Below are 21,037 nucleotides of genomic sequence, written 5' to 3'. Positions count from 1 at the left end.
CCGGGCCGAACTCCGTATGACGTCCCGGCGAACCCCTGACGGCGACTCCCCACCCCGCCCAACGGTCAGATCCCGACACCCCTGACCGACGGCTGACCAATCGGCGAGCCACCCGGGGTCAGCGCAGCGGGCCGGTGACCTCCTCGACCACGCGCACCACCGTGCCGTCGGCCACCAGCGTGCGGGCGGTCTCGATGTCGGGAGCGAGGAAGCGGTCGATCCCCGGCCCCTGCCACCCGGCCTCGCGCAGGGCTCGGACCACCGCACCGGTCGCCGGCGACGGCTCGAGCGGCGCGCGCAGCTCGATGCCCCGTGCGGCGGTCAGCACCTCGATCGCGAGCACCCGGGTGAGGGCGTCGACCGAGCGGCGCAGCTTGCGGGCCGCGGACCACCCCATCGACACGTGGTCCTCCTGCATGGCGCTGGACGGGATGGAGTCGACCGAGGCGGGCGCGGCCAGGCGCTTCATCTCCGAGACGATCGCGGCCTGGGTGTACTGCGCGATCATGTGGCCGCTGTCGACGCCGGGGTCGTCGGCGAGGAAGGGGTTGAGCCCGTGCGAGCGCGCCTTGTCGAGGAACCGGTCGGTGCGCCGCTCGCTCATCGAGGCCACGTCGGCGGCCACGATCGCGAGGAAGTCGAGCACGTAGGCCACCGGTGCCCCGTGGAAGTTGCCGTTGGACTCGACCCGACCGTCCAGGGTGACGACGGGGTTGTCGACGGCCGCCGCCAGCTCGCGGGTCGCCACGAGCGTCGCGTGGTCGACGGTGTCCCGCGCCCCGCCCGCGACCTGCGGCGCGCACCGCAGCGAGTAGGCGTCCTGCACGCGCGTGCACGCCTCGGTGCGGTGGCTCTCTCGGATCGGGCTGTCCGCCAGGACGGTTCGCAGGTTGTAGGCCGAGTCCCCCTGTCCCGGGTGCGGCCTCAGCTCGTGCAGGTCGGCGGCAAAGACGTTGTCCGTGCCGAGCAGGCCCTCGACGCTCATGGCGGCGCTGATGTCGGCGACCTTGAGCAGGGCGCGCAGGTCGGTGATGGCGAGGACGAGCATGCCGAGCATGCCGTCCGTCCCGTTGATGAGGGCCAGACCTTCCTTCTCCTCCAACGAGATCGGGGTGAGCCCGGCATCGCGCAACGCGTCACCCGCGTCGGCGGTCTCGCCCGACGGCAGCCGCACCGGGCCCTCCCCCATCAGCGCGAGCGCGCAGTGCGCCAGGGGCGCGAGATCGCCGGAGCACCCGAGGGATCCGTACTCGTGGACCACCGGCGTGATGCCCGCGTCGAGCAGGTCGACATAGGCCTGGGCGGTCGAGACCTTCACGCCCGTGCGGCCGGTCGCGAGCGTGGACAGGCGCAGGAGCATCAGCGCGCGCACGACCTCGCGCTCGACCTCCGGACCCGATCCCGCCGCGTGCGAGCGCACGAGGGAGCGCTGCAGCTGGGCGCGCAGCTCGGTGGGGATGTGTCGCGTCGCGAGCGCCCCGAAGCCGGTCGACACCCCGTAGTGCGGGACGGTGTCGCTCGCCAGCCCCTCGATGACCGTGCGGCTGCGGGCGATCTCGTCGATCGAGTCCTGGGTCAGGACGACCGGTGCGTCGTGCCGCGCCACGGCGACGACGTCGTCGAAGGACAGCGGCCCGCGGCCGACCTGGACGGGTGTGCGCTCAGCAGTCATGCCGCTCATTGTGCGAGCCCCGGCGCGCGGCGCAGCACCCCCTTGACCCCGCCTTCTGTCCCGGATCCGAGACATGGCGTCGAGCCGGCCTGAGGTCACGCTCGTCGCGACGGGAGGTTCGGCATACGGTCGGAGCAGACAGACCCCGCCGTATGACGAAAGGTCCCCCGCCATGACGACCACCGCCCCCGCCCCGGTCACCCGCTACTACGAGCTCGTGGACGCCAACGACGTCGACGGGCTCGTCGCCCTGTTCACGCCGGACGCGACGTACGAGCGGCCGGGCTACGAGCCGATGCGCGGGCACTCGGGGCTGACCGCGTTCTACTCCGGGGAGCGGATCATCGCGTCCGGCGCGCACACGCTGACGCACACGGTCGTCGACGGCGACGAGGTGGCGGTGCAGGGCCGTTTCGCCGGCACGACTCGCGACGGTCGCGCGCTGGAGCTGCGGTTCGCCGACTTCTTCCGGCTCGACGGCGAGCGAATCGCCTACCGCACCACGTACTTCTACGCCCCGCTCGCCTGACAGCGGTCGGACGGCATACGAGACGTCCCTGCGGACAAGGAGATCCGATGCGCGTCGTCACCACCCGCGACGAGCTGTCTTGCGCCAGAGCCGATCTCGGGACCATCGGCTTCGTCCCGACCATGGGCTACCTGCACGACGGCCACTGTCCCTGGTGCGTGCAGCGCGCTCCGCCAACGACGCCGTGGTCGTGTCGATCTTCGTCAGCCCCACGCAGTTCGGGCCCGGCGAGGACCTCGAGAGCTATCCGCGCGACCTGGACCGCGACCTCGCCATGCTCGAGGCCGAGGGGGTCGACCTGGTCTGGACGCCCCGCGTCGAGGACGTCTATCCCGCAGGCTCGTCCACGCACGTGAGCGTCGGCAGCGTCACCGAGGTCCTCGAAGGTGCCCGCCGCCCAGGGCATTTCGAAGGGGTGGCCACCGTGTGCACGATCCTGTTCGGCGCGGTGCGGCCCACGCGGGCCTACGTCGGCCAGAAGGACGCCCAGCAGACCGTCGTCATCCGACGTCTCGTCGAGGACCTGGCGCTCGGGCTGGAGGTCTGCGTCGAGCCCATCCGCCGGGAGCCCGACGGCCTGGCGATGAGCTCGCGCAACACCTATCTCTCGCCCGGGGAGCGCGCCGCCGCCCCCGTCCTGCATCGAGCCCTCGTCGCGGTCGAGGAGACGTATGCCGCCGGCCGCCGCCAGGCCTCGGAGCTGCTCGGTGCCGCCCACGTGGTCCTGGCCATCGAGCCCGCGGTGCCGGTGGAGTACGTCAGCGTCGCCGACCCCGACACGCTGACCGAGCTCGACCTGGTCGACCCCGCGCGCGGCGCACTGGTGTCGCTGGCCGCCCGCCTCGGCCGCACCCGCCTCATCGACAACCTCGTCCTGGCCCCCGTCGCCCCGGCACCCCGACCAGCCGGGCTCGACGTCTCGTCCCACCGCTGACCCGGCCGCGTGACGATAGCCTCGAGGAATGCCTCTGGCCCGTGAACCACAGCGAAAGGTGCGCGTCTTCCACGAGTACGGCGCCCCGTGGCCGCTGTGGGAGAGCGGGACCGACGAGTACCAGATGCAACCCTCCGACTACGAGCTGTCGCCCGAGCTGACCGACGAGCTGCGCCGATGGGGCGACGTGTTCCAGACGCACTTCCACTATCTGGACGAGTGGGACTCAGCGAGCACCAGGCAGCAGTACTCCGACGGCATGCAGGGCGCCGTGACGCGACTGCGGCGAGAGCTGCCGCCCGAGCTCGCCATCCAGGACGAGCACACCTGGTGCCTGGATGATCCCGATCACTGACGCGGGCCGCCCTGGTTGCGTGGGCGGGGCGGGGGTCCCCCATCGCAGGTCTTCGGCACAGAAGCAGATCTTCGGGATGGAACCCGAAGATCTGCGACCGACGTGAGCCGCCGAGCCCCAGGGCTGACGCGACCCGACTGAGGCTGTGGACAGTCCGCGCCACCCCACCGGTGACACCCGTCAGGATGGGGCCATGACCCGCAGCGCCTCCCCCGCCGTGAGCCAGGCGGTCGCGATCCTGCGCCACCTCTCGCGTCACCCCGAGCCCGTGCCCGCCGCCGCCGTGGCGCGCGACCTCGGGCTGCCGCGCTCGACGGCATACAAGCTGTTATCCCTCCTGGCCGACGAGGGTCTGGTGACGCACCTCCCCGAGGAGCGTCGCTACGGGCTCGGGGTCGGGGTGTTCGAGCTGGGCAGCGCCTACTCCCGGCAGGCCGGGCTCGCGCGGCTGTCCCGACCTGTCCTCACCCGTCTCGTCGACGAGACCACGCACAGCGCCCACCTGGCGGTGCTGCACGGTCGCGACGTGCTCTACGTCCTCGAGGAGCGGGCGCCCGGGCGCCCCCTGCTGGTCACCGACGTCGGCGTGCGGCTGCCGTCGCAGCTCACCGCCAGCGGTCTGGCGATGCTGGCCGCGCTGCCCTCCCCGCAGGTGCGCGCGCTGTTCCCCGACCGGTCCGCGTTCGTGACCCGGTTGGGCACCGGGCCGCAGTCGCTCACGGCCCTGCGCTCCGAGCTGTCCTCCGTCCGGGCGCGCGGCTTCGCGCTCGAGGACGGCACCGTCACCGAGGGTCTCGCAGGCGTCGCGGCGGCGGTGGTGGACCACGGCGGGCACCCGGTAGCATCCGTCGCGATCACCTATCCCCGACAGGTGGAGGCGTCCGTCCAGCCCCTCGCGGGCGCCGCACGACGAGCTGCGCAGGAGCTCACCCGCCGCCTCGGCGGACATCACAAGGAGCATCCATGACCGGCCCCGACACGACCAGCGCCGTGACCGCCGTCATCCTCTGCGGCGGCACCAACGTCCGCATGGGCGGCAGGGACAAGACGTCCGAGCAGCTCGGCGAGACGACCGTCCTCGGCCGGATCCTGCGCGACCTGCCCGACGACTGGGCGATCATCTGCGTCGGCACCGAGCGCCCCACCTCGCGCCCCGTCACCTGGACCCGCGAGGACCCGCCGCTCGGTGGCCCCGCCGCCGGCATCGCCACCGGCGCGGCCCTGTCCAGCACCCCCGTCACGGTCGTCCTCGCCGGCGACCAGCCCTTTGCCGGCGACGCCGCGCCCCACGTCGTGGAGGCGCTCGCCGACTCCCCGTCCGGTGTCCAGGCCGTGGCCCTCGTGGACGACTCCGGCTCGCTGCAGCCGCTGCTCGCGGCCTACCTCACCGGCCCGCTGCACCAGGCCTTCCCACCCGGCACCCGCGACGTCTCCGTGCACCGCACCGCCGCCAGCCTCCGCATGGAGGGCATCCCGGCCCCCTCCCCGCGCGCGCTGCTCGACGTCGACACCCCGGTGGACCTCTTCGAGGCCCGCGTCATCCACCTCGGCTGACGGCGCCGTGGGCACCGGGGAGCTCGTCGCCCTGGGGCTGTTCGTGCTGTCGTGGGTGCTGTTCGTCTTCGCCTTCACCGGGCCCGTGCGGCGCCGCCACCCCGCCTGGTCGATCGTGCTGATCCCCCTCGCCGTGCTCGTGATGACCCTGGCCGCGCTGTCGTTCACGCTCAACCACGAGTTCTGAGCGGACTTCTGCGGCGGCCGGGCTGCGTCATACGGTGGAGGCATGAAGGCCATCACCCTGCCGTCGTTCGGCGGCCCCGAGGTCCTGACCGTCTCCGAGATCCCCACCCCGGGGATCAACGCCGACGAGGTGCTGGTGCGCGTCGTCGCCGCCGGCGTCAACCGCGCCGACCTGCTGCAGCGCCAGGGCAACTATGCGCCGCCGCCCGGCGAGTCCGAGATCCCCGGGCTCGAGGTCAGCGGCATCGTCGTGCAGGTCGGCAGCCGGGTCGAGGGGTGGAGCGAGGGCGACGAGGTCTGCGCCCTCCTCGCCGGAGGCGGGTATGCCGAGCACGTCGCCGTCCCCGCGGGCCAGCTGCTCCCCGTGCCCGCCGGCATCAGCCTCGTCGACGCAGCCGCCCTCCCCGAGGTGACCTGCACCGTCTGGTCCAACCTCGTCATGACCGCCGGGCTGCAGCGCGGCGACACCCTGCTCGTGCACGGCGGGTCCAGCGGCATCGGCACGACGGCCATCCAGATCGCGCGACGCCTCGGCGTCCGCGTCGCCGTCACCGCCGGCTCGGCCGCCAAGCTCGAGCGCTGCCGCGAGCTCGGCGCCTCGATCCTGATCGACTACAAGGAGCAGGACTTCGTCGAGGAGCTGCGAGCAGCCACCGACGGGCGCGGCGCCGACGTGATCCTCGACAACATGGGCGCGAAGTACCTCCCCCGCAACGTCGCCGCCCTGGCCACCGGCGGTCGCCTCGTCATCATCGGCATGCAGGGCGGCGTCAAGGGCGAGCTCGACATCGCGACCCTGCTGCGCAAGCGCGGCACCGTCGTCGCGACCTCCCTGCGCGCCCGGCCCCGCGCCGAGAAGGCCGCCATCGTGGCCGAGGTCCGCGAGCACGTGTGGCCGTTGGTCGAGGCCGGCGAGGTCGTGCCCGTGATCCACGGTCGCTTCCCGGCCCGCGAGGTGGCGCGCGCGCACGAGGAGCTCGACAAGGGCACCCACATCGGCAAGGTCCTCCTCACGATCTGATGCGCGCGTGGGCCTGGCGAGGCCCAGCGTGCACAACCCGCGCTCGCAGCGCTGGCCCTGCCTGAGCCGGGCTGATCGGGCTGCCACGCGACGGGCGGGACGTCATACCGGCTGGTCCGCCGGCAACCCGCACAGCTCAGCTCCCTAGCCCCCTTGACACAATGCCCTCCTGCGCCTAAAGATAGCCACATGGCTAAATAGCCACATGGAAATACTGCGAACGAGGACACCCATGGCTCCCGACGACGACCAGCTCGACCGGATCTTCAGCGCGCTGTCGGACCGGACGCGCCGGGCCATGCTCGAGCGCCTGCGCTCGGGGCCACGCTCCGCCGGCGACCTCGCCGAGGGGTTCACGCTGAGCCAGCCGACCGTCTCCAAGCACCTCAAGGTGCTCGAGGGCGCCGGGCTCATCCGCCGCGAGCGGGACGGGACGCGCATCTACAGCGTCCTGGCGATCGACCCCCTGGTGCGTGCCGCCATCTTCGTGTCGCAGTTCGAGCAGGTCGTGGACGCGCGACTCGACCGGCTCGCAGCACTCGTCGAGTCCCCGCGCGATCCACGAGGAGAGCAGAGATGAAGACCGAGTTCACCCTTCCCGACGACACCACCATCAGCTACACGCGGACCTTCGCCGCACCCGCCGAGCGCGTGTGGCAGGCCTGCACCGACCCCCAGGTCGTCCGCACCTGGATGCTGGGCCCCAGCGAGGACACGACCTTCGAGGTGTGCGACATGGACATCCGCGAGGGCGGCAGCTTCCGCTGGGTCTGGCTCGATCCGGACGGGCGGCTGGAGATCTACGGCGACGTGCTCGAGGTCGACGCGCCGCGCCGGCTCGTCACCACCGAGCAGATGGGCGGCACCGACTGGCCGCCGACCCACAACGTCGTCGAGCTCACGGAGCAGGACGGCCGGACGGTGCTCACGGGCACCATCCGCTACCCGTCCAAGGAGGCACGGGACGGCGCCTACGCCTCGGGCATGGCGGACGGCATGGACGTGAGCTTCGCCCGGCTGGACGAGGCCGCCTGACCGTCCGGCATACAGCCCGTATGCCGCTCCGCCGCCTCCACGCCCAACGGCGCGAGGCGGCGGAGCTGCGGTCTGGGCGGCCACGGACCAGACCCGCCGGGGGCAGATGCATCAGCCTGGCGAACGAAGGCCGGTCGATGCCTTTACCGGGGGCCGAGGCATCAGCCTGGCGAACGAAGGCCGGTCGATGCCTTTACCCGCGGTAGGTCTAGAGCTGGGGGGAGAGGAAGGCCGCGAGGGCTCCGGCATACATCGCCGGGTCCTCGGCACCCATCAGCTCGCGCGCCGAGTGCATCGACAGCATCGGCGCCCCGAAGTCGATGGTGGAGACGCCGAGCTGGGCCGAGGTCATCGGGCCGATGGTCGAGCCGCACGGCATGTCCCCCCGCGCCCCGAACTCCTGCATCGGCACCCCCGCCTGGTCGCACGCCAGCCGGAACCAGCCGGCCGAGACGGCGTCCGTGGCGTAGCGGCCCTTGACGTTGACCTTGAGCACCGGTCCGCCGTTGAGGGCGACCTGGTGGTTGGGCTCGTGCTTCTCGGGATAGTTGGGGTGCGTGGCGTGGGCCATGTCGCCCGACGCGACGACCGTCGAGGCGAGCGCCCGCTGGTAGTCGTCACGGTCGCCCCCGAGCGACCGGGTGATGCGCTCCATGATCTGCGGCAGCATCGAGGAGAAGCCGCCGCGGTCGGTCATCGACCCGATCTCCTCGTGGTCGAACAGGACCAGGACCTGCACGAACGGCGTCGACGGCCCGTCGCCGTCCACCGCGTCGACGAACGCCCGCGTGCCGCAGTAGCTCGTGCCGAGGTTGTCCAGGCGCGGGGCCGCGAGCAGCGAGCTGTCGTGGCCGAGCAGGGTCGAGGGGGTGAGGTCGTGGGTCATCAGGTCCCAGGCGAGGACGTCGTCCACGTCGCAGCCGACCTCGCGGGACAGGAACTCGCGCATGGAGGGGGCGGTTCCGCCATACCCCCACACGGGGACGAGGTGGGTCTGCGGGTTGAGGGTGAGCCCGTCGTTGACGCCGCGGTCGAGGTGCACGGCGAGCTGCGGCACGCGCAGGGTGGGGGTGTCGACGAGCACCAGGTGCGTCTCGACGCCCGCCCGTCCGCGCACGGACACCCGGCCGGACAGGCCCAGGTCACGGTCGAGCCAGGAGTTGAGCAGCGGCCCGCCGTAGACCTCGCAGACCAGCTGGTCCCAGCCGTGCCGGTGCAGGTCGGGGTTGGGGCGGATGCGCAGGTTGGGCGAGTCCGTGTGCGCGCCCACCACCCGGAACGGCGTGGCCGCCCCGTCGGCGTGCTCGGTGGACCAGGCGGCCAGGGACCCGGCGCGGATGGTGTAGAAGCGCCCGGCCTGCTGCGGCCAGGCGTCACCCTCGGCGAGCTCCACGAACCCGGCGGCGTCGAGCAGGGCGCCGGCCGACTGCACCGCGTGGAAGGGGGACGGGGACGAGTCGACGAACTGGCACAGACCGCGGGCCTCGACCTCGGGGTCGAACGAGTGGCTCATGCCGCCAGTATGCCGTCAGCCCCCGTCGCGACCGACGTCGGGCGCGCGCGCTCCGAAAGTTGCCCACAGCCCTCTCACCGCACGTCGCGCGCTTCCCTAGGATCAGGAACATGAGTCCCACCGCCGTGGTCCCGACGTGGCTCGTGGTCCTGCTGTCTGTGGGTACACCCCTCTTGACCTTCGTAGCGGCGCTGCTGGCCAACGCCGTGTCCCGCAAAGGTGCCGTCGAGCTTGAGCGACGCTCCCGCCGAGAGGAGTCGATGCGCCACCTCAAGTGGGCGGCGGAGCTGGCAGTTTCCGACGATGACCGCAGGGCTCGGCGGTCCTTCGCGAGACCACGTCGAAGGTCGAGGATGCCGAGGAGCGGGGCGAAGGGGTGGTCGTCGTGCTTCGCCCGTCTCCAGAGGGCTCGGGCCCCCGGACGGATGGCCCTGGAGCCCCGTGACGCCCGTCGGTGCACGGACTACCCTGGCGATGGAGGAGGCACCATGACGAAGTACATCGCGGTGACGCGTACGCAGCGCGACGCCGCCCGCTGGATGGCAGAACGAGCCGCGGCTCAGGGTCAGCCCGTGCCGCCCTCGACCCGGCTGATCGCCGAGGCCGAACCGTCGTCACGTCCGACGTCGGGCGCGCGCTCCGCGACCAGCGGGACGACGTCGGCGATCGAGTCGACGACCCGCGTGGGGCGGTAGGGGAACAGCTCGACCTGGTGCGGGCGCGTCGACCCGGTCATGACGAGGATCGTGCGCAGCCCCGCCTCGAGCCCGGACACCACGTCGGTGTCCATGCGGTCGCCGATCATGACGGTGTGCTCGGAGTGCGCCTCGATCCGGTTGAGGGCGGTGCGCATCATCAGCGGGTTGGGCTTGCCGACGTAGTACGGCGTGCGCCCGGTGGCGGCGGTGATCAGCGCGGCCACCGAGCCGGTGGCGGGCAGGGTGCCCTCGACCGACGGGCCGCTGACGTCGGGGTTGGTCGCGATGAACCTCGCGCCGCCCTCGAGCAGCCGGATGGCCCGCGTGATGGCCTCGAAGGAGTAGGTCCGCGTCTCCCCCAGCACCACGTAGTCGGGGTCGCGCTGGGTCATCGTGTAGCCCGCCTCGTAGAGCGCGGTCGTCAGGCCGGCCTCGCCGATCACGTAGGCCGAGCCGCCCGGCCGTTGCTCGGCGAGGAAGCTGGCGGTGGCGAGGGCGGAGGTCCAGATGCAGTCCTCGGGGACGTCGATGCCGCTGGCGAGCAACCGCGCCCGCAGGTCGCGCGGGGTGTAGATCGAGTTGTTGGTCAGCACCTGGAAGCGCAGCCCGCGCTCCTGCAGCGCGGCGAGGAACTCGGCGGCGCCGGGGATGGCCTGCTCCTCGTGGACGAGCACCCCGTCCATGTCGGTGAGCCAGGACTCGATGTGGGCGTGGGTCGTCATACGGCCAGTATGGCGACCCGCCCGCGACCCGTCGCCCCCGCAGGAGCCTCGTCAAGCAAGGGCTCCCAGGGGGTTGACGGGCGGCGGACATACTCGGTATACCTGTCCTAGCCAGGGGACATACCGAGTATGTCGTCTGCGGTCGGCCGGTCACCAGGGGGATGACCGGCCGGCCCCACCTCGACAGGAGACGCGATGCCGGTCCTCGAGCTCGACGACGTCCACCGCACCCACGGCACCGGCGACACCGCCGTCCACGCCCTGCAGGGGGTGACGCTGACGATCGAGCCCGGTGAGCTGGTGGCCGTCATGGGCCCCTCGGGGTCCGGCAAGTCGACCCTGCTCAACCTCGCCGGCGCCCTGGACCGCCCGACGACCGGGCGCGTGGTCATCGAGGGGCAGGAGGTCACCGCCCTGCGGCCCGACGCCCTGGCCCGGCTGCGTCGCCGCAGCGTCGGCTTCGTCTTCCAGGACTTCAACCTCATCTCGTCGCTCACCGCCGCCGAGAACGTCGCGCTGCCGCTCGAGCTCGACGGCGCCCGTCCCCGCGCCGCTCGCCGGCAGGCGCACGCGGCGCTGGAGGAGGTCGGCATCCGCGACCTCGCCGACCGCTTCCCCGACCAGAGGTCCGGCGGCCAGCAGCAGCGGGTGGCCATCTGCCGCGCGCTGGTCGGCGAGCGCCGCCTGGTCCTCGCCGACGAGCCCACGGGCGCCCTGGACTCGGTCACCGGCGAGGCGATCCTGCAGGTCCTGCGGCGCCGCTGCGACCAGGGCGCGGCCGGCCTGCTCGTCACCCACGAGGCCCGGCACGCGGCCTGGGCCGACCGGGTCGTCTTCCTGCGCTACGGGGTGGTCGTCGACACGACCGGGCCGGCGGCCACGCCCGAGTCCCTGCTCGAGACGTCGGGCGCGTGAGCCGGATGACGACCCTGGCCGACCCTCCCCGCACCGCCGCACGCACGCCGCAGCCACCCGGCGCGACCCGCCGCAGCCGCCTCGGCGAGTGGTGGGCCGGTTGGCGCGTCGCGCTGCGCCTGGCCCGCCGGGACACCCGCGCGCACGGCGGTCGCAGCGCCCTCGTGCTCGTGATGATCGCCCTGCCGGTCGCCCTGATGGTCGCGGCGCTGACGGGCTACGCCACCAAGGACGTCCACGGCGCCGAGGCCATCCCCGCGCAGATGGGCTCCGCAGCGGGCGCGGTGGTCGCGGTCCAGGACGGGCAGTTCCCACCGAGCCCGCTCGGCGAGCAGTTCGTGACCTGCACCGGCAACGGACCCTGCACCCCGCCGAAGCCCCTGCCGCTGCCGGGCGTCTCCGGTCCCGTCACCACGGCGCCCGTCGCGCAGGTCCACGCCGGCATCGCCAAGCTCCTCGGCGCGCGCCTCCTGCCGATGGGCGACGAGCAGCTCCGCGTCACCCTGGACGGGCGCCGGGTGCTCCTCGGGACCGTGCTCGTCGACGCCCGCGACCCTCTCGTCCGCGGCAAGGCCGACCTGGTCTCCGGACGCTGGCCGCAGAACCGCGACGAGGTCGTCGTCACGCAGACGGCCGTGGCCCGCGGGCTGCCACCAGCGGGACCCTCGAGGGCCGGGTCGTGACCTATGACGACCGCGGCGACGAGACCGTCACCCCCGCCCGACTCGCCGTCGTCGGCGTGGCCGACGCACCGGGCGCACCCAACCTGGGCCTGCCGGACCTCGTGCGCCTGCCCGGCCCCCTGGCGGCCGGCCGGCCGATCGCCCTGATCGACCGCTCCACCCCGATCACGTGGGACGACGTCGCCCTGCTCGGCCGCCACGGCATCGGCGTGGTCAGCCGCTCCGTGCTGCAGGGCGGGGCGGCCGGCAACGTCGAGAACCACTCGGGCGGGCAGCAGGACACCCTGCTCGCCATCGCCCTGCTCGCGGCGGGGCTGCTGATCGAGTCGACGCTGCTCGCCGGTCCCGCGTTCGCCGTGATCGCCCAGCGGCAGCGGCGCACCCTGGCCCTCGCCGCCGCCAACGGCGCCACCCGCGCCCAGCTGCGCCGCACCGTCCTCGCCCAGGCCCTCGTCCTCGGCGTCGTGTCCACGCTCGTCGCGACCGTGGTCGGGATCGGGCTCGGCTGGGCCGGGCTGCGCGCCTACCTGAGCTGGAACCCCCTGACGATCGTCGGCCCCTTCGACGTCCCGTGGTGGCAGCTCGCCATCGTCGTGGGGTGCGCGATCCTCGCCGCGGTGGTCGCCGCGCTGCTCCCGGCGCGAGGCCTGGGACGCATCGACGTGGTCTCGGCCCTGCGCGGCGAGGTGGCGCCCAAGCGGGCCCGCCACTGGGTGCCGGTCGTCGGTCTCGCGCTCGCGGCGCTGGGCGGGGCCGGCGTCTTCGTCACGATCGCCCTCAGCCGCACGACCCTCCTCCAGCAGCCCGGGGTCGTGGCCGGCGCCGTGGTCGCCTCGGCCGTCGTGCTGGTGGTCGGCGCCCTCCTGACGGTGCCCGCGATCCTGGTGCTCGTCGGTCGCCTGGGCGGAGCCTTCCCGGTCCCGGTCCGTATGGCGACGCGCGACGCCTCCCGGCAGCGGGGACGCGCCACCCCCACCGTCTCCGCCATCATGGCGGGCACGATCCTGCTCGGTCCACGACCATCGCGTTCGCGTCCATCACCGAGCGCCAGCGGATCGACTACGTGCCCTCCGCCCCGGCCGGCTGGCTCTACGGGCAGGTCTTCGGCGACGAGGTCGACCCCGGCGTCGCTGCCGCGCAGACGATCCCCGGCAGCCGGGCCTACACGATCAGATCGGTCGCGCCGCCCGAGCGGCCGCGTGACTCCCCGGGCTCTCCGAGCGGGCCGAACGCCCCGACCCGCGCGATCGCCGCGGCGACCCCCGGCTGCACGCTCGCCGAGATCTCCTCCGACCAGGCCCAGCCGCCACGGTGCCCGTCGCTCGGCCTGGGCCTGATGTACGCCTCGGCCAACCTGCGGTCCTTCGACGAGGTCGGGCTGCGCGACCTGCTGCGGCCGACGCCCGAGCAACGACGCGTCCTCGACCAGGGTGGGCTGCTCACGTCTCAGCCCGAGATCGCGCGGGCCGGGCGTCTCACGTGGCTGTCGACGGACCTCACGACCAAGCCCGACGGCACCCAGAGCCCCGGGCCCGTGACCACGCTGGGGACGATCCCGGTGGCGCTGCTGACCCCCGAGCAGGCAAGGCTCGCCGACGCCGGCAACAACGCCGACACGGCCGTCCTCGGCCCGTCCGGGATCGCCCGCATCGGCGCGACGACCCATCCGCAGCACGTCCTGGTGCGGCCCGCCGACGGGACGACCATCACCGACGCCCAGCGGGACGCCTTCGCCAAGGCGGTGGCCGACCCCTCCATGACCGAGGCGATCTCTGGCGAGGTCGTCCACGTGGAGCGGGGATTCGTCGATACCTATGCCCGGCTGCGCTGGCTCATGGTCGGCACCGTCGCGCTGCTCATCCTCGTGGCCACCCTCACCGCGACCGCCCTGTCGATGGGTGAGGCGCAGCGCGACCTCGCGACGCTGGCCGCCATCGGGTCGACGGGGCGCCTGCGGCGAGCCATCGCCGCCGCGCAGTCCGGCGCCCTGGCCGTGGTCGGGACCCTCGTCGGCCTCGCCGTGGGAGCCGTCCCCGGCATCGCCTTCGCCCGGGCCGCCACCGGCGGGTACGACGACGGCGGCGCCCTCGTCAAGGCCCCCACCGTCGTCGTCCCGTGGGACGTCCTCGCGGTGGCCGCGGTCGGCATACCGATCCTGGCCGCCCTGCTCGCCGCGCTCGCCGTGCGCGGCAACCCGACCCTGACCCGCCGCACCACCTGACGCCCCGACCCGGGAGAGACTGGAGACCTCATGTCGATCCGCCAAGGGCTGCTCGCCCTCCTCGCCGACCAGCCCATGTATGGCGCGCAGCTGCGCTCCGAGTTCGAGGCCCGCACCGGCGGGACCTGGCCGCTCAACGTGGGCCAGGTCTATCAGACCCTCGCCCGCCTCGACCGCGACGGCCTGGTCGTCGAGCTCGGTGACGACGACGAGGGGCGCACGACCTACGGCCTCACCGACGCCGGCCGCACCGAGGTCGACCGGTGGTGGACGCAGCCCGTCGACCGGGAGTCCACGCCGCGCAACGAGCTGGCCATCAAGCTCGCGCTGGCCGTCACCGTGCCCGGCGTCGACGTCACCCGCATCGTGCAGGCCCAGCGCACGGCGACCATGCGCCAGCTGCGCGACCTCACCCGCATCAAGTCGTCGACCACGGGCGATCCCGACCGCACCCAGCTGGCCTGGCTGCTCGTCGTCGAGAACCTCATCTTCGGCGCCGAGTCGGAGGTCCGCTGGCTCGACCACGTGGAGGCGCGGGTGGCCCGGGCGGCGCGGGGGACGTACGGACCCTCGACGTCACCTGGGCGCTCGTCGCACCGGGATCCGCGCGCGAATGCGCACGAATCAGCCCGAAGATAGTCATTTCGGGCGGTGGCGCGACCCCTGAATGGCGTATTGGGAAGCGCAGGCAACGACGTCTGCACGACCCACGTCTCGCCAGGGGGAGCCATGTCCCGCACCATCCGTCTGATCGCCGCCTCCGCGCTGGCGGCCGCCACCGTCGCCGCCCCGGCAGTCGCCCACGCCCGACCCACCGGGCCGACGGCCCCGGCGGCCAAGACACCTGCCGCCTCCGGATTCACCCCGGTCCGCACCACGTCCTACGCCGCCACCACCCTGGCGGCCACGGCCAAGGACGGCGTGGTCGTCGTCGGCATCCGCCGCAGCACCCCCGGCGCCGCCGGCGCAGTCGTGGTGGAGGAGCAGCGCAACGGGCGCTGGACCACGCAGACCCTCCCGGGCGTCACCGCGACGGACGCCCAGGTCGTGAACGCGACCGACAAGCAGCAGTGGATCCTCACCACCGGGGCGACGCCGACCTTGTGGCGCAGCCAGGGCAACCACTACGTCAAGGTCGCCCAGCCCGCGATGCCCGCGGGCCTCGGGCAGTGGAACCCGCGCAGCCTGGCCGCCGAGGGCGGCACCGTGGCCCTGTGGGGCAGCACGCGGAGCGCAGACGGTGGGGCTTCCGCCACGGCCGCACGCCTCGTCGGCGGGTGCTGGACGGTCCTGCCCTACATCTCCCCCCAGCGCGAGCTCACCGGGCCCGCACCCGTCCCCCTGGTCGCGGTCGCCCAGGGCCGGATCGTGGGCAACCTGGGCCGCGCCGGCCTGGCACGCGCCACCGAGGCCTTCGACGTGACCGTCACGCCCTCACGGTTCCTCGGCACGACCAGCCTCGCCGGGCCGACGGGCGAGGGCTGGTGGATCAACGACTGGGTGGTCCGGTCCGCCCGTGACATCACGACCTGGGGGACGCAGCGCTTCTTCACCGACGCGACCTACACGCGGCAGGCGATCACGGGCAGCTGCCGGCACCTGGTGGACGCGGTCCGCACCACCTGCGCCGCACCAGCCTGGGGCGTGACGGCCGCCACCGCCCTGCCCGACGGACGCCAGGTCATCGGTGGCGAGGACACGACCTCGTGGGTGAGCGGGACCGGCTCGGGCCCGGTCGTCCAGGGCGGCTTCGCGGTCGTGAGCGGACAGTCCACCCCCGTGCCGGTGGCCGGCAACCCCGGTGACGCCGTCGTGGACCTTGCGGCCCGCTCGACAGTCACGTGGGCCATCACCCGCACGGGCGCGACCACGACGATCCAGCGGGCCGTGCTGCCGGCGGCGAGCAAGGCCAAGGTCGTGGCGCCCCGCCGCTGACCGCACCCCTCCCCCGCTCCCAGTCCCCAAGATCGTGAGGGTCTGGTCCACCTTTCTTGGACCAGACCCTCACGATCCTGGTGGCGCCGAGGTGGGATGTCGAGCAGCGCGAGCGGCCTAAGGGATTGTCCGCTCATCCGACCGAAAGTGACCGGGCGGGGCAGCGAACGCCGGCCTGCGCGGCTCTTGATCGTTCACCGTGCCCCGCCGGGTCACTTTGTGCCGCGTGTGGGCGCATCCAGCCGCCCTCGTGCGGTCGACCGCCGTCAGCAGGTCCGTGCAGCTAGACCGTGACCGTCTCGCTGGCGAGATGGGCGAGCGCCGGGCAGCCGGGCGCGACGACGACCTCGGCCCACGGCATCTGGCTGGCGTCCACGAACGCCTCTCCCAGCAGGTCCAGCAGCTCGGGGTGGCGCGTCCGCACCGACGACGCCATGGTCAGGTGGCGCAGCTCGACGCGGCCCGGCGTCACGACGCCGGCGACGAAGCCGACGAGCAGACCATCCATGCTCAGCGTGACGAGCCGGAATCCTTCCTCGACCGCGCAGCTCTCGATCCAGCGCGAGGCGCCGCCGGCGGCGCCGTGGGCATCTGCGCCGAAGGGCACGCGGGCGCCCACCAGCTCAAGCTGCTGCAGGACGTCGGTGATGTGGAGGGCCTCGTGGTCTGGATAGAGCGTGAGGCGCAGGCCAGGTCGGGTGGTGGGCAGGGGCTGGGCGTTCATGGATCGACCTCCCGGTAAAGGATCCCGAGGGTCACCGGGGACGCCACCACCGACGGGTCCAGGCCTGCCAGGCGGGGTGACCCCGCCTTCCCTCGAGGCGATGGACACGGGCGCACCGCTGCTGCGGTGCACTGGCAGGTCTTCGGACTCGTGGGCGTGGAGCCTTGCGGCTCAGCGCGACTCGCGTCGCGCGCTCCTTCACCGTCGCTTCCCAGGTGGTCGGACCCAGTGCGTATGACGATGTCGTTCCCACTCACCGCTGCGGGGCAGTCCCGGACTCTCACCGGGTTCCCTCTTGCCCCTCCCACCGAGGCGGGAGGACCAGCACCCCCAACCTAGCCGATCCCCGCCCGCTGCCCGGCGGGGAGGGGATGCGTGACAGCGAGGACGACGCGGGATGTCGCGAAAGCTGCCGCCGGGCGAGGGCGATGCGTGACAGCGCGGAGAGGTGGAGGGCCGGACCGTCCCTGCTGCCCAGGAGCGAGGACGACGCGGGATGTCGCAGAGGCTGCCGCCGGACCGGGCCGTGGGGGGCCTGGCGGGAGGCCGAGCTTGCGAGGCCGGATGGTAGGCCCGGCCCGGCGGCAGCGTAGCGACCACAGGTGACGCCATACGGCTCAGATCGCGACCCGCTCCGCCTCCGCGAGCTTGTCGGCGATGACCTCCGCGATCGCGAGCGACGCGGTAGCCGCGGGCGAGGGCGCGTTGAGCACGTGGAGCACGCGCGGGTGCTCGTGCAGGAAGTCGAAGTCCTCGACGAGCGTCCCGTCCGGGCGCATGGCCTGGGCGCGGACGCCGGCGCCGGCGCGGACGACGTCCTCGACCTGCACCTCAGGCATCATCTTCTGCGTCGCCTTGACGAAGGCCTCCTTGGAGAAGGACCGCTGGACCTCGCCGATGGAGTACTTCCAGTACTTCTGCGCGAGGCGCCAGATCCCCGGGAAGGCCGCGAGCTGGGCCATGTCCTTGGGGTTGATCTGGGTCCAGGAGTAGCCCTCTCGAGCCAGCGCGATGACGGCGTTGGGCCCGAGGTGGACGTGCCCGTCGATGCCCTTGGTGGCGTGCACCCCGAGGAACGGGAAGCGCGGGTCCGGGACGGGATAGATGAGCGCGTTGCACAGGTAGGACTTCTCGGGCGTGAGCTCGTAGTACTCGCCGCGGAACCCGACGATGCGGGTCTCGGGGCGGGCGCCCATGGCGCGGGCGACGAGGTCGGCGTTGAGGCCGCCGCAGGTGACGACCTGCTTGGCGACGATCGTGCCCTGGGTCGTCTCCACGGTGACGTCGTTGAGGCCCGGACGTCCCGACACGAGCGCGGTGCCGGTGCGGATCTCGCCGCCGGCGGCGCGGATGTCGTCCGCATAGCTCTGGCAGACAGCCTTGTAGTCGACGACTCCGGTGACCTTGACCTGCAGCGCGGCGACGCCCTCGGCGTGCGGCTCGACCTCGCGGAACTCCTCGCGGGTCATCCACTGGGTCGGCACGTCGTTGGCCTCGCAGCGCCGCTGGATCTCCTTCATCTTGTCGACCTCGTCGGCGTTGGTCGCCACGACGAGCTTGCCGTCGATCCGGTGCGGGATCCCCTTGTCCTGCAGGTACTCCACCAGGCGCACGCGCCCGTCGAAGCACAGCCGGGCCTTGTAGGACCCCGGCTTGTAGTAGACGCCGGCGTGGATCACGCCGGAGTTGTTGCCGGTCTGGTGCCGCGCGATGTTGGCTTCCTTGTCGATGACCACCACGTGGGCACCGGGCTTGCGCAGCTGCAGGGCACGGGCCGTCGCCAGCCCCACGATGCCCCCACCGACGACGAGGACGTCAGCCTCGGTCTTCATGAATTCCCCTTTCGACCCCTCTAGTCTGGCCCCGTGACCCCTGCCACGTCAGACGAGTCCCGGGAGTCGTCCGGTGGTGTCCGCTTTGCCCGCCCGAGTCGGCGCTCCTGGCCACGCTGGGTGACGGGAGCCTGGCGGAGCGTGGTCGTCCTGCTGGGTCTCGCGACGCTCACCCTCGCGTCCGGCCTGGTCGGGATCGCGGTCACCAGCGTCTGGCCCACCCAGGTCAGCACCCAGTCGTATGCCGCCACGGTCCGCCTCTCCGCGGAGCCCGACAAGCTGTCGACGCTGCACGCGCCAACGCTCTTCGGCGACCTCGACCTGCGCTTCGACGGGGTGCTGCCGGCGCCCGGCGTCAACGCGGTGGCCCGCGTCCAGGACCGCATCACCTCCGTCCTCGCCACCCGCGACCTGTCGGTGTCGGCGCTCAAGCCGACGCCCGCCGAGATCGACGACGCCGTCGCCACGACCATCACCCAGGTGGGTGGCAAGTTCGCCGGCGGCGTGCTCCTCACCTGCGTGCTCGTGGCGTTCGCCACGCGCCACTGGCGCTCGCGCGACGAGCCGTTGCGCCCGTGGCGGCGGGCGGTCGCCATACCGGCCCTGTCCCTCCTGCTCGCGCTCACCGGCACGGCGGGAGCCGCCTGGTCGACCTTCCGACCCGACCGGCTCGAGTCCGTGGGGGCGGACGGCCTGCTCGGCTACGTGCGCTCCAACACCGCGATCCTCGCCGACGTCGAGGCGCGGTCCGCGCAGGCCCAGCCCTATGTCAAGAACATGCTGGCGCTCTCGGCGGCCCTGCAGGACAAGTTCGTCCCCGCGGAGCTGGCCACCCCCGCCTCGGTCAAGATCCTGCTCGTCTCGGACATCCACGGCGCCAACGCCTATCCCCTGATGAAGCAGATCGTCGAGACCGAGGGCATCACCGCCGTCGTCGACACCGGCGACCTCGTCAACTTCGGGCGCGTGCAGGAGGCCGAGGCGGCCGGGCTGTTCACCGGCATCCGGTCGCTCGGCGTGCCCTATCTCTTCGTGCGGGGCAACCACGACGCGGCCTCCCCCACGGACGACGCCCTGGTCGAGCGGATGACGCAGGTGCCCGGCGTCGTCGTGCTCGAGCCCCGCCGCCACGCCTACACCCTCGCGACCGTCGGCGGGCTGCGGATCGGCGGCTTCAACGACCCGCGATGGTTCGGCGACACCGGTGGCGGACCGGCCACGCAGGTGCCCGCGGCCGAGGCGTTCGGCGAGGCGATGCGTGAGCTGCGCGCCGGGCGCGCCACCACCGCCCAGGAGTCCTCGACGCGCGGGGCGACGGCCTCGCCCAGCGGTGGCACGCCGGCGCCGTTGACCTCGAGCGCCGTGCCGGGGAGCAGCGGGGCGTCCTCGTCGGGCGGGCCATCGGGGGCGGCTGCGGCATCCTCGGCCGCCGCCGCGGACGCCGAGCGCGGCCTGGACGTCCTCGTCACCCACGAGCCTGCTGCGGCCGAGGCGTCGGGTGACGCCGGCATCCGGCTCCACGGCCACATGCACTCGACCGCCTTGCAGGGCAACCGGATCCAGATCGGGACCTTCACCGGCGGAGGGGTCGTGTCGCACTACATCCAGGGCGCCGACGGCGCCGAGCTCGCCGGTCAGCCCTATGCCTTCGACGTGCTCAGCTTCGGCGGCGACTGCCGCCTGCAGACGCTGACGCGCTACAGCTACCGCGACCTGCTCGAGGGGCGGCCCGTCTACGACGACGTGCGCGCGATCAACGGTCGCGCGATCCAGTCACCCCTCCCGTCGACAGGGCGCGTATGCCGGGCCGACGCCCCCGTCACGCTGCAGGACGTCAGGGCGACCACCCCGGACACCTCGGCGAGGCCCACCCCCTAGCCGCCACGCCCGTCCGTCCAGGGCCGGCCGCGTGCGTGGTCCGCGCTCCCAGCGCACACCACGCACGGTGACGAACCCTCAAGCGTGCGTCCCCCGCGCTCCCAGCGCACACCCTGCACGGTGACGAACCCTCAAGCGTGCGTCCCCAGCGCTCCCAGCGCACACCTCGCACGATGTCGAGCTCGAGAGCGTGCAAGGTGTGCGCTCTCGTCGCTATCGGGGATCCTCGAGACGGGGTGGCCACGGCTCCAGGTCCGGGATCGGGTCCGCGCCGACGCCCAGGACGAAGGCCTCCAGCTGCGCCTCGCGGAGCTGCCTGTCGGCGGCCCCGACCCCGGCATACGGCCTGCCGGCAACGTGACCAGCGAGCGCGCTCGTGCACGACGCGAGGATCCGTCGTGTGATGGGTTCTCCGAAGTCGCGGTGAGCTCGTGCCCCGGCCAGCCACGGCCCGATGAGGTCGAGGTCGAAGTCCAGGTCGGCAGGTGCGGCCGAGGCATGGGCATAGCAGTCGTCCTCGGCGAGGGGGCTGCGGGACGTGGCATCGAGGAGCAGGTCGAGATCCCGTGCATCCTTCAGCTCCCCCAGGGTCACGCGCAGACCGTAGGCTGTCAACGACGGCCGAAAAGT

General features: G+C 72.9%; 21 protein-coding genes, 1 pseudogene and 1 riboswitch. Of the genes and pseudogenes, 16 read left to right on the top strand and 6 right to left on the bottom strand.

The window, feature by feature from the left end:
- Positions 1-118: 118 nt before the first annotated feature.
- On the bottom strand, positions 119-1,681 hold the full coding sequence (hutH, locus tag B2P18_RS13485) for a histidine ammonia-lyase (protein ID WP_029211960.1): 1,563 nt from the start codon (positions 1,679-1,681) through the stop codon (positions 119-121).
- A 163-nt stretch (positions 1,682-1,844) separates the two neighbouring features.
- Here hutH and B2P18_RS13480 point away from each other — a divergent pair, with 163 nt between their 5' ends.
- From B2P18_RS13480 to B2P18_RS13440, 9 genes and pseudogenes are all read left to right on the top strand, one after another.
- Complete coding sequence (locus B2P18_RS13480; protein WP_286961134.1) at positions 1,845-2,201, top strand: nuclear transport factor 2 family protein; 357 nt, start codon at positions 1,845-1,847, stop codon at positions 2,199-2,201.
- 47 nt (positions 2,202-2,248) lie between these two features.
- Positions 2,249-3,135, top strand: a pseudogene (gene panC / locus B2P18_RS13475) (pantoate--beta-alanine ligase).
- A gap of 28 nt (positions 3,136-3,163) precedes the next feature.
- Entirely contained in the window at positions 3,164-3,490 is a 327-nt protein-coding gene (locus B2P18_RS13470; protein ID WP_019286615.1) for a hypothetical protein, read from the top strand.
- A gap of 193 nt (positions 3,491-3,683) precedes the next feature.
- A complete protein-coding gene (locus B2P18_RS13465) occupies positions 3,684-4,457 on the top strand; it encodes an IclR family transcriptional regulator (protein WP_029211956.1) in 774 nt (257 codons plus the stop codon).
- Positions 4,454-5,044 carry a molybdenum cofactor guanylyltransferase gene (gene mobA, locus B2P18_RS13460; RefSeq protein WP_239261940.1) on the top strand — a complete coding sequence of 197 codons (591 nt, stop codon included), beginning with the start codon at positions 4,454-4,456 and terminating at the stop codon, positions 5,042-5,044. The genes B2P18_RS13465 and mobA overlap by 4 nt, the downstream gene beginning before the upstream one ends.
- Positions 5,045-5,051: 7 nt before the next feature.
- Positions 5,052-5,231: a hypothetical protein gene (locus B2P18_RS13455; protein WP_019286618.1), complete on the top strand. Its 180-nt coding sequence runs from the start codon at positions 5,052-5,054 to the stop codon at positions 5,229-5,231.
- A gap of 42 nt (positions 5,232-5,273) precedes the next feature.
- A complete protein-coding gene (locus B2P18_RS13450) occupies positions 5,274-6,251 on the top strand; it encodes an NAD(P)H-quinone oxidoreductase (RefSeq protein ID WP_239261938.1) in 978 nt (325 codons plus the stop codon).
- A gap of 232 nt (positions 6,252-6,483) precedes the next feature.
- Positions 6,484-6,831 carry an ArsR/SmtB family transcription factor gene (locus B2P18_RS13445; protein WP_019286620.1) on the top strand — a complete coding sequence of 116 codons (348 nt, stop codon included), beginning with the start codon at positions 6,484-6,486 and terminating at the stop codon, positions 6,829-6,831.
- Positions 6,828-7,286 carry an SRPBCC domain-containing protein gene (locus B2P18_RS13440; protein WP_029211952.1) on the top strand — a complete coding sequence of 153 codons (459 nt, stop codon included), beginning with the start codon at positions 6,828-6,830 and terminating at the stop codon, positions 7,284-7,286. The genes B2P18_RS13445 and B2P18_RS13440 overlap by 4 nt, the downstream gene beginning before the upstream one ends.
- A gap of 208 nt (positions 7,287-7,494) precedes the next feature.
- On the opposite strand, the gene B2P18_RS13435 is transcribed toward B2P18_RS13440, so the two are convergent.
- Together B2P18_RS13435 and B2P18_RS13430 are read right to left on the bottom strand one after the other, a co-directional pair.
- A complete protein-coding gene (locus tag B2P18_RS13435; protein ID WP_029212133.1) occupies positions 7,495-8,799 on the bottom strand; it encodes a M18 family aminopeptidase in 1,305 nt (434 codons plus the stop codon).
- 565 nt (positions 8,800-9,364) lie between these two features.
- A complete protein-coding gene (locus B2P18_RS13430; RefSeq protein WP_239261934.1) occupies positions 9,365-10,219 on the bottom strand; it encodes an HAD-IIA family hydrolase in 855 nt (284 codons plus the stop codon).
- A gap of 195 nt (positions 10,220-10,414) precedes the next feature.
- Here B2P18_RS13430 and B2P18_RS13425 point away from each other — a divergent pair, with 195 nt between their 5' ends.
- The 6 genes from B2P18_RS13425 (at position 10,415) to B2P18_RS13400 (ending at position 15,973) form a co-directional block, all read left to right on the top strand.
- Positions 10,415-11,134 (top strand): ABC transporter ATP-binding protein, encoded by a 720-nt coding sequence (locus B2P18_RS13425; protein WP_286961126.1) that lies wholly within the window; start codon positions 10,415-10,417, stop codon positions 11,132-11,134.
- A gap of 5 nt (positions 11,135-11,139) precedes the next feature.
- The gene (locus B2P18_RS13420) at positions 11,140-11,817 is read left to right on the top strand and encodes a hypothetical protein (protein WP_286961124.1); all 678 of its coding nucleotides are present in this window, start codon (positions 11,140-11,142) and stop codon (positions 11,815-11,817) included.
- Positions 11,814-13,154, top strand: a complete 1,341-nt coding sequence (locus B2P18_RS13415; protein WP_286961121.1) for an FtsX-like permease family protein — start codon at positions 11,814-11,816, stop codon at positions 13,152-13,154. The genes B2P18_RS13420 and B2P18_RS13415 overlap by 4 nt, the downstream gene beginning before the upstream one ends.
- Complete coding sequence (locus tag B2P18_RS13410) at positions 13,154-14,038, top strand: FtsX-like permease family protein (RefSeq protein WP_286961118.1); 885 nt, start codon at positions 13,154-13,156, stop codon at positions 14,036-14,038. Before B2P18_RS13415 ends, B2P18_RS13410 begins: the two co-directional genes overlap by 1 nt.
- A gap of 30 nt (positions 14,039-14,068) precedes the next feature.
- Positions 14,069-14,677, top strand: coding sequence for a PadR family transcriptional regulator (locus B2P18_RS13405; RefSeq protein ID WP_286961117.1), 609 nt, complete (start codon positions 14,069-14,071; stop codon positions 14,675-14,677).
- 90 nt (positions 14,678-14,767) lie between these two features.
- Positions 14,768-15,973, top strand: coding sequence for a hypothetical protein (locus B2P18_RS13400; RefSeq protein WP_286961116.1), 1,206 nt, complete (start codon positions 14,768-14,770; stop codon positions 15,971-15,973).
- 283 nt (positions 15,974-16,256) lie between these two features.
- Here B2P18_RS13400 and B2P18_RS13395 read toward each other — a convergent pair whose 3' ends face one another.
- Both B2P18_RS13395 and lhgO read right to left on the bottom strand, forming a co-directional pair.
- The gene (locus tag B2P18_RS13395; RefSeq protein ID WP_029212138.1) at positions 16,257-16,697 is read right to left on the bottom strand and encodes a hypothetical protein; all 441 of its coding nucleotides are present in this window, start codon (positions 16,695-16,697) and stop codon (positions 16,257-16,259) included.
- A gap of 116 nt (positions 16,698-16,813) precedes the next feature.
- A riboswitch (cobalamin riboswitch) is annotated at positions 16,814-17,038 on the bottom strand.
- 276 nt (positions 17,039-17,314) lie between these two features.
- Positions 17,315-18,529, bottom strand: a complete 1,215-nt coding sequence (lhgO, locus tag B2P18_RS13390; RefSeq protein WP_286961108.1) for an L-2-hydroxyglutarate oxidase — start codon at positions 18,527-18,529, stop codon at positions 17,315-17,317.
- A gap of 141 nt (positions 18,530-18,670) precedes the next feature.
- Here lhgO and B2P18_RS13385 point away from each other — a divergent pair, with 141 nt between their 5' ends.
- Entirely contained in the window at positions 18,671-20,407 is a 1,737-nt protein-coding gene (locus B2P18_RS13385; RefSeq protein WP_286961087.1) for a metallophosphoesterase family protein, read from the top strand.
- A 213-nt stretch (positions 20,408-20,620) separates the two neighbouring features.
- On the opposite strand, the gene B2P18_RS13380 is transcribed toward B2P18_RS13385, so the two are convergent.
- Complete coding sequence (locus B2P18_RS13380; protein WP_286961084.1) at positions 20,621-21,001, bottom strand: hypothetical protein; 381 nt, start codon at positions 20,999-21,001, stop codon at positions 20,621-20,623.
- Between the last annotated feature and the right edge of the window lie 36 nt (positions 21,002-21,037).

The sequence above is a fragment of the Arsenicicoccus sp. UBA2120 genome, assembly GCF_002330965.1.
Lineage (GTDB): Bacteria > Actinomycetota > Actinomycetes > Actinomycetales > Dermatophilaceae > Arsenicicoccus > Arsenicicoccus bolidensis.
Note: the sequence above shows the minus strand (reverse complement) of the source record. Positions and strands in the feature narration are given on the sequence as shown.